The organism is Homoserinimonas sp. (genome assembly GCF_056262345.1).
This window is the reverse complement of sequence record NZ_JBACFR010000103.1, coordinates 1-10,142: the sequence shown is the minus strand read 5'-3', so window position 1 is coordinate 10,142 and position 10,142 is coordinate 1. Positions and strand designations below refer to the sequence as shown.

Below are 10,142 nucleotides of genomic sequence, written 5' to 3'. Positions count from 1 at the left end.
ACCTGTGCGGGTGACTCGATGTTGTCGCCGAACAGGCACACCCCGCCGATTCCGCCCCGTAGGCGAGCAGCGACCCACTCTGGCAGCTCGGTTCCCGCAAACCCGAGCATGATCACGCCGCTAGCGCTCATCCCTTGACCGCCCCGCTCACGAGGCCCGATGTGAGGCGGCCCTGAACGATGAGAAAGAAGATGATCACGGGAACGGCAACGAGGGTCGAGGCGGCCATAACCTGACCCCAATCGGTCGCTCGCGTCGCACTCGCCTGCACGAAACCTCGCAACCAAAGCGGAAGTGTTTGGCTAGCCTCGGCCGGCAACAGCACGAGTGCCACCGTGAATTCGTTCCATGCCTGAAGAAATGCGTAGACACCGGATGCGATCAGGCCGGGAGCGAGCAGGGGAAAGGTGATGCGCATGAACGCCTGCGTTCGGCTGAGCCCGTCGACCATGGCTGCTTCTTCTAGGTCGATCGGGATTCCGGCGACGAATCCGCGCAGCATCCAAATGGTGAACGGCACGACGGCCGCAATGTAGATGACGCTAACGCCGATCACCGAGTTGAGCAGGCCCATTCCCGCGACCATCTTGTATTGCGCAATGAAGAGGCCCTCGGCCGGCAGCATCTGCACGATGAGCACGGCGAGCACGAAGGTTTTGCGCCCCCGAAAGCGAAAACGGCTGATCGCGACCGCCGCAAGAAACGCAAAGAGTAGGCAAAACACGACGGCGATCAGGGTCACCGAGACGCTCATGCCCAAAGCGGAATAGAAGCTGCCATCGGCCAGTGCCGCAGTGAAGTTGTTGAGCGAACCGCCAAACGGAACAAACGTGGGCACAAAGGATTCGAGCCGGGCCGTCGGCAGAAGCGACGAGTTCACCATCCAATAAACAGGAGAGGCCCACGCGAGAGCGACGACGATCGCCAGTGCGCCCAGCAGTCCGCGCCGAACACGGGATCGGGTCATGACTCGTCCTCCTTGAGAAGGCTGCGGATGTAGAACCAGCTGAGCGCAATCGTCAGCGCAAGCACGAGCACGGAGACGGCCGACGCCATGCCAAAGTCTTGGGCCCGCGTGCCGAGTTTGTAGATATAGGTGCCGAGCAGGTCGAAGTCGCCCGACTTGCTGCCCGCATCCTGAAGCATGGTGATCTGCGTGAAGACCCTGAGGTTCCAGATCAGCTGAAGCAAAAAGACGATCGTGATGACGGGTTTGATCATGGGCAGGATGATGTGCTTGAGCCGCTGCCACGGGGTTGTACCGTCGATCTGCGCTGCCTCAAGAACTTCTTCTGACACCTGGGTCAGGCCCGCGTACGACGAGAAGGCGACGAAGGGCACCGACATCCACACCACGATCACACTCGCGACAAAGAAGAACGTCAGCGGTGTTTCGAGCCAGTCGAAGCGGTACATGTCAACGCCGGGGATCATGTCGAGCACGTAGTTGATCACGCCCCGACGGCGATCGAAGAGCCAGATCCACACGGTCATCGCAGCAACGACCGGCATCGCCCATGCCAGCAGCAGTGCGATCTGAAGAATCAAACGGGGAGCCTTGCCGATGGCCATCATGAGCAGGGCACAGAGGAGGCCAATAACGAGGGTGACGACGGCGGTGACCACGCAGAACACGAGGGACCGTGCGACCACCGCCCAGAGCTCGGGGTCTGTTGCCAGGGTCACATAGTTGTCGAACCACACGAAGGGGGCCGCCTGGCCAAACTGCTGCGCCAGGCCGAACTCCTGCAGCGAGGTCACGGCCTGCCACACGAGCGGGTAGCCCATCCCCAGCAGCAGGATGAGGATCGCCGGGAGCAGCAGAACCTGTGGCATGCGTTTCACGGCGATCCTCCTTCCTTGTGGTCGTCGGCTGGCTGGTGTCGTGCTCTAGTTGAGCAGCGCGCCGATTTTTTCGTCGTACTCGGCAGCGAGGGAGGCGATGTCGCCACCGCCCGCAACCTTGCCGAAGAACTCCTCAAGCAGGCCGGAGCCCTCGACGGCTGCCCAACCGGGAGCGGCAGGCGTGAGCTTGGAGTTCTTTGCCGATTCGATGAGCGCTTCCGCGAACTGGTCGTCGCCCAGCGAGGATGCGTATTCGAGGTTGGCGGGGCCGAGGCCGTTCTCGCCCAGCATCTGCTGGTACTCCGCAGAGAAGATGATCTTCAGAAGCTCACGCGAAGCATCCTGATTCTTGCTCTTGGCGGAGATTGCGATGTTCGAGCCACCAGCGAAGACGGGGGCTGCTCCCCCATCCGCGGCAGGCAGCGGGAAGACACCGAAGACCTCGTCGTTCCATGTCGCGACCGTCTTGGTTGCGTCATCGGGGTCAGGGGTTACGTCACCGATCGACCAGTGCGCCCATCCGGGAGCGATGATCGTTGCGGCCTCTGGCGCGCCCGTTGTCTCGTTGTTGTTGATGTTGACCCACGGGGTGCTGTCGGCCTCGGTGACGGGTGCGTTGGATGCGTTCTGGAACAGAGCCTGAAACTGCTCAAGCCCCGCAACGGTGTTGTCGTCCGAGAGGGTCGAAACCCACTCGTCGCCATCTTTCTTGGCGAGTTCACCATCGTTCGCGAACACCCACGAGATGGCGTTGCGCCAGTCTTCTCCGCCGATGTAGAAGCCGGACTGGCCATCGGTGCGCAGCGATGCCGCCGTCTCGTTGAACTCGGTGAGCGTGGTCGGAACCTGCTTGCCCGCCGCTGCCCACAGGTCCTTGCGGTAGAACACGTAGCGGGAGCCGAAGTAGTACGGCAGCGCGTAGTTTGCGCCGTCGACTGTGCCGACCTCGACAAAAGAGGGCAGCAGGTTGTCGCCGCCGAGTTCGTCCACCATGTCGGTGATGTCGCTGAATGCGCCGACATTGGTGAAGGTGGGCGACCACGTGTTTCCGATCTCCACAACGTCCGGGGTATTCTCGGCGTCGGGGAGTGCGGTGGTCAGCTTCGCAATTGCGTCGCCCCAGCCCTGTTCCTCAATGGTTAGGGTGCCCCCGGTTGCGTCTGCGTACTCGGTCTTAAGGTAGTCGCGCAGGGTATCCGGGGTGTCACCTCCCATGAGCCACAGGGTGATGTCGTTGCCTGATTCGTCTGCGGGCGCGCCACCGGCGCATCCCGCCAGCAGGAGCGCTGCCGCTGTTGTCGCAGCGAGCACTCCGAGCTTCTTCTTCATATCGCGTCCTTCTCTCTTGGTACCGGAGAATGTGGCCGGGTGGCCACGCGTGGAGGAGTCAGGAGACTCCGAGCTGCCCCGAGAGCACCATGGCGGCCGCGCCGCGCATGACGATGTCCTCGCCGAGGGTTGTCATCCGCACCGTTAGGTCGTCGTGGAACTCGGCCATAGTTCGGGCACGGAGCGTGTCGACGGCGCTCTCGGTGAGGGCGCCGTCGAGCAGGTCACTCGGTCCGCTGAGCACGATCTCTGCGAGATTGAGCGCACCGACTACGGGGGCGAGGGCAATACCGAGGTGCCGTCCTGCCTCCCGAAGAATGGGATCCGTTGGAGCTCCGGATGCTGTGGCTGCGGCAAGCGCCGCCGCAAGACGCGGGGTAGAAAGCCAGGTTTCGAGGCACCCCTGTTTGCCGCAGACGCACTGCGCGCCGCCGCTGGTGCCCACAACGACATGCCCGAGCTCGCCGGCGGCGAATCGGCTGCCATGCAGCAGCGAGCCCCCGAGCAAGAGCCCTGCGCCAACTCCGTGGCCCACTTTGATGAGCATCATGTCGCGGTCGGCCTCGCCGAAGCTGTGCTCGGCGAGCACTGCCGCGTTCGCGTCATTCGCCACGATGACGGGCAGCGAGAACATCGACTCAAGCGTGGCCTGCAGGGGTTCGCCGCGCCAGCCGAGGTTGGGTGCGCCGAGCACGACCCCGGCAGGGTCAACAACACCGGGTGAGCCGACGCCGATTCCGAGGATGGGCGCAGTAGCGCGGGAGATCAGCTCCTCGATCAGCGCTGCCACCTTAGCCGTGGCATCCGCCCCCGTGCTCTCGGCGAGCGGAATCTCTGCCCGTTCGAGGATGGTTCCATCGAGGTCGAGAACCGCGCCTCTAAAGATCTCGAACGCGCTGAGGTCGAGCCCGATGATCTGAAAGGCCGCGCGATTGAGGTCGAGCAGAGTCGCTGGCTTTCCCGGACGGGTGCCTTCGCGCTGGCCTATCTCCACGATGAGGCCCTCAGCCATAAGTTCCGAAACGAGGTCGGAGATGGTCACCCGGGTGAGGCCCGTCTCGCGCGCGATGTCGGCCCTGCTGCGACTGCCGTCGCTGTACAGCGTCTGAAGCACGAGCGAGAGGTTGTGGCTGCGGGCGTGCTCTGGCAGCCGCTTGGCCGTTGGCCGAAGCGCGCGTCCCGTCATGAACTCCGTCGTCATGTTTGTTAGTAAAGCGTACAAACAAACCGGGTGCAAGGATTTTTCGACTTACGCCCCCGAACGAGGTTATGGACTATCTAGTTAGAACTATGGAAAGCTGAGGCCGACCCAGTTCCCGGGCACCACCTGGACAACCCTTAAGGCTCCCCATGAAGAAGTCACTGGCTGTGCTCGCGAGCATCGTCGCCATTCCTGCGGCGCTCAGCGGATGCTCCTCGGCCGAGGCTGATCCCTCTCTCTCCCCGGTGAACCTGACGATTGGGGTCTCTCCCGTCGCAGATCTCGCTCCGCTTTACCTCGGAGTAGACGAGGGTTTCTTCGAAGATCAGGGCATCAACCTCACCATCAACTCCCTGGCATCGTCTGGTTCCGCTGTCCTGAACGCCGTCGACAAGGGCACATTCGATCTCGGGTTTGCCGACATCGTTTCGATCATGGTCGCCAGCGAAAACGGCTTAGCGTTTGACACCATTAGTGGCGCAGCCGCAACGTCGGGCGATGTCGTCATGGATTACGCGGCCATCGTCACCCACCCCGAAGCAGGCATTGAGTCGCTCACCGACCTTCGCTTTCTCAACGTGGGCATCGACGTGAAGGGGTCTACCAACGACGTCGTCGCCAAGAGCGCCGTGGCCGCATCGGGAATCGACCCCGCAAGCATCATGTGGCAGGAGGTCGCCTTCGTCGACGCCGTTGCAGCGATGAGCGACCGCAGCATCGATGCGGCGTTTCTCGTTGAGCCGTTCGTCACGCACGCTCGGCTCAAGGGTTTTCGCGTTATCTCGCACCCTTACGCCGAGTTCGACCCGGAGCTCACCGTCTCCGGTTACGTCGCCTCATCAGCGATGGTCCGCGACAACCCTGACGTGATCACACGGTTCCTCGCCGCGCTCGACGCGTCGACCGCGTTCGCGGATGAGCAGAAGTTCAGCACGCGAGCCAACATCGGCACGTACGTCACATCCAATCCCCCCGTGGAATCCCGGCTCACGCTGCCCCGGTTCACCAAAGAGTTCAACAGGGATGCCATCACACGGCTAGCCGATGCCGCCGTCAGCTTTCGCTTTCTCACGGCGCGGCCCGACCTCGACGCGGTTCTGCCGTTCGGAGAATAGCTCGCCAGCCTTCGCCACGGAGCTCAGACCACACCGCGGCTTAACGAGAAGGCCCCCACATCCAACCGGATGCGGGGGCCTTGTCAGCAGCGGTCTTACGCTGCCATACGAGCCTTGAGGTTCTCGTCGAGGGTCGCGAGGAACTCCTCGGTCGTCTGGTAGGCCTGGTCGGGCCCGACGAGCAATGCGAGGTCCTTGGTCATCTTGCCCGACTCGACCGTCTTGATGACAACATCCTCAAGCGTGAGGCTGAAGTCGATCAGGGCCTGGTTGCCGTCGAGCTTGCCGCGGTGCGCGAGGCCGCGCGTCCAGGCGTAGATCGAGGCGATCGGGTTGGTCGAGGTGGGCTTGCCGGCCTGGTGCTGGCGGTAGTGACGCGTCACGGTGCCGTGGGCAGCCTCCGCCTCGACGACCTTTCCGTCCGGCGTGCTGAGCACCGAGGTCATGAGGCCGAGCGAGCCGAAGCCCTGCGCGACGGTGTCCGACTGAACGTCGCCGTCGTAGTTCTTGCAGGCCCAGACGTAGCCGCCCTCCCACTTCATGGCCGAAGCGACCATGTCGTCGATGAGGCGGTGCTCGTAGGTGAGGCCGGCAGCCTCGAACTGCGCCTTGAACTCGGTCTCGTAGACCTCTTCGAAGATGTCCTTGAAGCGGCCGTCGTATGCCTTGAGGATCGTGTTCTTCGTCGACAGGTAGACGGGGTAGTTGCGGCTGAGGCCGTAGTTGAGCGACGCGCGAGCGAAGTCGATGATGGACGAGTCGAGGTTGTACTGAACCTGGGCAATGCCGTCGCCGGGTGCGTCGTAGACCTCGAACTTCATGGGCTCTGAGCCGTCTTCGGGTGCGAATTCAACCGTGAGCTTGCCCTTGCCCTGGAACTTGAAGTCCGTGGCGCGGTACTGGTCGCCGAACGCGTGGCGGCCAATGATGATCGGCTTGTTCCAGCCGGGAACCAGGCGCGGGATGTTCGAGATGATGATCGGCTCGCGGAAGATAACGCCGCCGAGGATGTTGCGGATCGTGCCGTTCGGCGACTTCCACATCTTCTTGAGGCCGAACTCTTCGACGCGGGCCTCGTCGGGGGTGATGGTCGCGCACTTGACGCCGACGCCGTGCTTCTGGATGGCGTGGGCTGCGTCGATCGTGATCTGGTCATCGGTCGCGTCACGGCTCTCAATGCCGAGGTCGTAGTACTCGAGGGTCACATCGAGGTAGGGGTGGATCAGGGTGTCCTTGATCTTCTGCCAGATGATGCGAGTCATCTCGTCTCCGTCGAGCTCGACGACCGTTCCTTCAACCTTGATCTTTGACACTGATGCTTCCTCTCGTTGGGCCGCATCAATCTTACCCGCTCTTGTCAAAGTGTCTTGACGTCGAGATAGTTGCGCTGGTTTGTCCCCCGAGCTGGGGCCCCAGCACAGGCCAGCGGTATGCGAAACTGACCAGATATCGACAACCCGCACGTCGATATTCCCCCTCCCCTTTCTCTCCGCCGAGGAGTCTCATGAAGAATGCCCGTCTTCTCGCGATCGCTGCCGTCGCCACCACAATTCCTTTGATCGTCTCGGGATGTGGTGGAGCAGACGCAGCTGAGTCTTCGGGCGCAGCCTCGGTTTCGGTTGGCGTGGTCCCCGGTGTCGACCTCGCCCCTCTCTACCTGGGCATCCAGGAGGGGGTCTTCGACGAACTCGACCTCACGGTCACCATCAACTCGCTCAGCGCATCGAGCAGCTCGCTGCTCACCGCGCTCGGCGAGGACCGCTTTGACTTCGGCTACGCCGACACTCTCTCGGTGCTCTCGGCCATCGAGGGCGGGGCCGCGATCGACATCTTGAGCGGCGCTGCCGCGAGTTCCGGCAACGCCCAGCTCGACTACGCGGCAATCATGGTGCGCCCCGACTCCGACATCACGTCGCTCTCCAATCTCACCGGTCGCACAATCGGAGTCGACTCACGCGGCTCAACCAACGAGTTCGTCATGCGGGATGCCATGCTCGCGGCCAACGTTCCCGCGGAGCTTGCCACCTGGAAGACCGTGCCGTTCGTCGACGCGGTTGGCTCGATCAACAGCGGCGCGGTTGATGCGGCCCTCGTCACGGAGCCCTTCTTGACCACCGCGCGTCTCGCTGGGATGCGCATCATTTCGTACCCCTACGCGGAGTTCGACCGCAACCTCACGGTCTCGATGTATGTCGCCTCATCGGCCTTCACCGAGAAGAAGCCTGAGGTTGTCGAGCGTTTTCGCATGGCGCTGCAGCGCTCCTACGACCTCGCGCGCACCAAGCCCGGTCTTGTTCGGGATTCCCTGACCTCGTTCATCAAGACGGGAGCGGATGTGCGTACCCGCCTCACGCTGCCCTCGTTCACCACCCACATCGACACCGGTTCGGTGACCCTCCTCGGCGAGCGGGCAAAGAAGTTCGGCATGATTCAGTCCGTGCCCGACTTTGCGACGATCCTGCCGTAGAAGCACGTCGTCGGCGGCGCTCCTAGCGCGCTGCCACCTGTCGCGGTGCCGCCGCCGCAGCGTCTTCCATAAGCCCGAGTCGCAGGGCGCACTGAAGCACGAATGCGTCTCGAGCGGCCGTCGGGTCGAAACCGGTGACCTCCGCGGCCCGCTTGAGGCGATACCGCACGGTATTGGGATGCACATCGAGCTTTCGCGCGGCCGTTTCGACCGCTCCGCCCGCCTCCACGAACCGCCGCACAGTCTGAAGCAGCGGCTGCCGCGAATCCCGCAGGGGGCGATAGGCGCGATTGATCAGGTCACGACGCGCGAGCGGATCACCCGCGAGCACGCGCTCGGGCAGCAGGTCGGCTGCATAGACGACCCTGGCATCCTGATCGCTCGCCCCCACCACATCCGCACCGGCGTTGGCGGCGACCAGACTCTGCCAGGCGGAGGAGATCGTGTCGACGACAGGGCCCACCACAACCGGTCCCGCGCCGAATCCGTCGGCGAGCGCCGCAATTACGGCCTGCAGTTCATCCGCTTCGTGCCCCTCGACGAGCGCTGCGATCACGATGAGGCGGCCCGACGAGGTCCCCACGAGCACGTCCGCGCCGGCATTCCAGGCGCGGCGTCGAACGATGTCGGTATCCCCACCCTCGGGCATCTCACCGCACGCAGCAACGGCAGCACCGTCGCCGCGCCACCCCACCGAGCGGATCCGCGCGATAAGGGAGTCGGTGAGCGCGCCCTTGTGCGAGGCGTCGATCACGAACTGCTCGAGCCGATGCTCCCACAGCCCTGTGCCGTCGCCCACCTGCGCATAGAGTTCGGCCGCAGCGAAGGCGAGCTGTCGGGAGAAGACAACGCTCGCTTCGAGGTCCTGCGGGGTCTCGATGTTCTCTTCTACCAGTGACGATGTCACCCGCATGAGCTGCAAGGTCTGCTGCAGCGTCACCGAACGCACGAGCTCTCGCGGTGCGACGGCGAACATGTCCATGGGATCCGCTGTGCCCGGGGCGCGAAGGTGGGCGAAAAAGCTCACGAACCCGGCCTTGGTGACCAGGTGGAGGTGCTCGCGCCGGCGATCCGGGATCTCACCAAACCACGGCAGAGTGCGCTCGGCCCTTGCCATTGCCTCGTCGGCGAGCGCGCCGGGGTCGAGGTCGCTCACTCGCGCCAGGTGGCGCACTGAACCATTACCTTGAGTGTGCAGAAGCTGCGTCATCGAAGACCTCCCATCGGACAAACCGACTAGACGGTATGTTATAGGGGTATTCCGAGAAAGAGAAGAGGAACCGCAATGCGCGAGGCCAAAGTAGCCATCCGGTGGGGAGACATGGACTCCTACGGCCACGTGAATAACGTCTTCTTCGTGCGCTATCTCGAAGACACGCGATTCGCACTCTTCACTCCTCCCCTCGGCGAGTTCGCTGCGCCGGGGGTAGACCCCTCTCTCGGGGTTTTCGACCTCTTCCCCTCCGGCAGCAATGGCCTCGTCGCCGGGCATCGCATCGAGTATCGCGCCCCCCTCAACTACCGCGCCGAGCCGCTCATCGTGCGGCTGTGGGTCACCAGAGTGGGCGGCTCAAGCGTCGATCTTGCCTATGAACTCGGCGAGCCGGACCGCTCAACGATCTATGCCGTCGCCAGCACGACCCTTGTTGTGGTCGACACCGAGTCGGGCAGACCCCGCGAGCTTCCGGATGCTTTGCGCGCCACGTTCGCGCAGTGGAGCGGTGACCCCGTGCCGTTTCGTCAATGACAGCTTTCGGTCATGAGGTGGGGTGACCGCCGGCCCCGCCCCTCGAGGAGGCCGGCGGTCGCATGGTCCCGGCAGTTGCGCCACACACGCGCCGGGGCCAGTCTGCTAGCCCTCTAGTGCGCGATAGAACGCCGAAAGGTAGGCGTCGCTGCGCGGGGAGCCGATGATTCCGGGCGACATCTTGTTCATCACATAGGCAAACGTCACCCCACGATCGACATCGTTCACTATGAGCGAGCCGCCCCATCCTCCCCAGTACGCAACCCTGCCCGTCTGAGGCAGCACGGGAGCCGCCTGCGTGGGCAGAGCGAAGCCGACTCCGAACCGCAGGTGTTGAAAGAGCACCTGGTCGAGCCCGTCGGACTGCTGCTCAAAGATCCGGTCGATCGTCTCGGGCGACAGCAGCCGAATTCCGTCGACCTCCCCGCCGTTCGTGAT

The 10,142-nt window shown here is 63.5% G+C and carries 9 protein-coding genes and 1 pseudogene; 3 read left to right on the top strand and 7 right to left on the bottom strand.

Annotation, left to right across the window (positions count from 1 at the left end; genetic code table 11):
* Positions 1-127: 127 nt before the first annotated feature.
* The 4 genes from AC062T_RS05330 to AC062T_RS05315 are packed head-to-tail and all read right to left on the bottom strand — an operon-like array spanning position 128 to position 4,375.
* Positions 128-967: a carbohydrate ABC transporter permease gene (locus AC062T_RS05330; RefSeq protein ID WP_476028076.1), complete on the bottom strand. Its 840-nt coding sequence runs from the start codon at positions 965-967 to the stop codon at positions 128-130.
* Positions 964-1,836: a carbohydrate ABC transporter permease gene (locus tag AC062T_RS05325; protein ID WP_476028078.1), complete on the bottom strand. Its 873-nt coding sequence runs from the start codon at positions 1,834-1,836 to the stop codon at positions 964-966. Before AC062T_RS05325 ends, AC062T_RS05330 begins: the two co-directional genes overlap by 4 nt.
* A gap of 54 nt (positions 1,837-1,890) precedes the next feature.
* The gene (locus AC062T_RS05320; RefSeq protein ID WP_476028074.1) at positions 1,891-3,174 is read right to left on the bottom strand and encodes an extracellular solute-binding protein; all 1,284 of its coding nucleotides are present in this window, start codon (positions 3,172-3,174) and stop codon (positions 1,891-1,893) included.
* Positions 3,175-3,232: 58 nt separating this feature from the next.
* Entirely contained in the window at positions 3,233-4,375 is a 1,143-nt protein-coding gene (locus AC062T_RS05315; protein WP_476028072.1) for an ROK family transcriptional regulator, read from the bottom strand.
* Between the two features lie 149 nt (positions 4,376-4,524).
* Here AC062T_RS05315 and AC062T_RS05310 point away from each other — a divergent pair, with 149 nt between their 5' ends.
* The gene (locus AC062T_RS05310) at positions 4,525-5,490 is read left to right on the top strand and encodes an ABC transporter substrate-binding protein (protein ID WP_476028070.1); all 966 of its coding nucleotides are present in this window, start codon (positions 4,525-4,527) and stop codon (positions 5,488-5,490) included.
* 95 nt (positions 5,491-5,585) lie between these two features.
* Here AC062T_RS05310 and AC062T_RS05305 read toward each other — a convergent pair whose 3' ends face one another.
* Positions 5,586-6,803, bottom strand: a complete 1,218-nt coding sequence (locus AC062T_RS05305) for an NADP-dependent isocitrate dehydrogenase (protein ID WP_108997903.1) — start codon at positions 6,801-6,803, stop codon at positions 5,586-5,588.
* 191 nt (positions 6,804-6,994) lie between these two features.
* Here AC062T_RS05305 and AC062T_RS05300 point away from each other — a divergent pair, with 191 nt between their 5' ends.
* On the top strand, positions 6,995-7,957 hold the full coding sequence (locus AC062T_RS05300; RefSeq protein ID WP_476028067.1) for an ABC transporter substrate-binding protein: 963 nt from the start codon (positions 6,995-6,997) through the stop codon (positions 7,955-7,957).
* Positions 7,958-7,979: 22 nt separating this feature from the next.
* Here the strand turns inward: AC062T_RS05300 and AC062T_RS05295 are convergent, their stop codons facing one another.
* Positions 7,980-9,167, bottom strand: a complete 1,188-nt coding sequence (locus AC062T_RS05295) for a PucR family transcriptional regulator (protein WP_476028065.1) — start codon at positions 9,165-9,167, stop codon at positions 7,980-7,982.
* A 75-nt stretch (positions 9,168-9,242) separates the two neighbouring features.
* Between AC062T_RS05295 and AC062T_RS05290 the strand changes: the two genes are divergently transcribed.
* On the top strand, positions 9,243-9,704 hold the full coding sequence (locus tag AC062T_RS05290; protein WP_476028063.1) for an acyl-CoA thioesterase: 462 nt from the start codon (positions 9,243-9,245) through the stop codon (positions 9,702-9,704).
* A 105-nt stretch (positions 9,705-9,809) separates the two neighbouring features.
* Here the strand turns inward: AC062T_RS05290 and AC062T_RS05285 are convergent.
* A pseudogene (locus AC062T_RS05285) lies at positions 9,810-10,142 on the bottom strand (serine hydrolase); the annotation flags it as partial.

Bases quoted from the DNA above. Each gene is read 5' to 3' on its own strand.
- AC062T_RS05330 (WP_476028076.1), bottom strand. From the start codon at position 967: ATGACCCGATCCCGTGTTCGGCGCGGACTGCTGGGCGCACTGGCGATC.
- AC062T_RS05325 (WP_476028078.1), bottom strand. From the start codon at position 1,836: ATGCCACAGGTTCTGCTGCTCCCGGCGATCCTCATCCTGCTGCTGGGG.
- AC062T_RS05320 (WP_476028074.1), bottom strand. From the start codon at position 3,174: ATGAAGAAGAAGCTCGGAGTGCTCGCTGCGACAACAGCGGCAGCGCTC.
- AC062T_RS05315 (WP_476028072.1), bottom strand. From the start codon at position 4,375: ATGACGACGGAGTTCATGACGGGACGCGCGCTTCGGCCAACGGCCAAG.
- AC062T_RS05310 (WP_476028070.1), top strand. From the start codon at position 4,525: ATGAAGAAGTCACTGGCTGTGCTCGCGAGCATCGTCGCCATTCCTGCG.
- AC062T_RS05300 (WP_476028067.1), top strand. From the start codon at position 6,995: ATGAAGAATGCCCGTCTTCTCGCGATCGCTGCCGTCGCCACCACAATT.
- AC062T_RS05295 (WP_476028065.1), bottom strand. From the start codon at position 9,167: ATGACGCAGCTTCTGCACACTCAAGGTAATGGTTCAGTGCGCCACCTG.
- AC062T_RS05290 (WP_476028063.1), top strand. From the start codon at position 9,243: ATGCGCGAGGCCAAAGTAGCCATCCGGTGGGGAGACATGGACTCCTAC.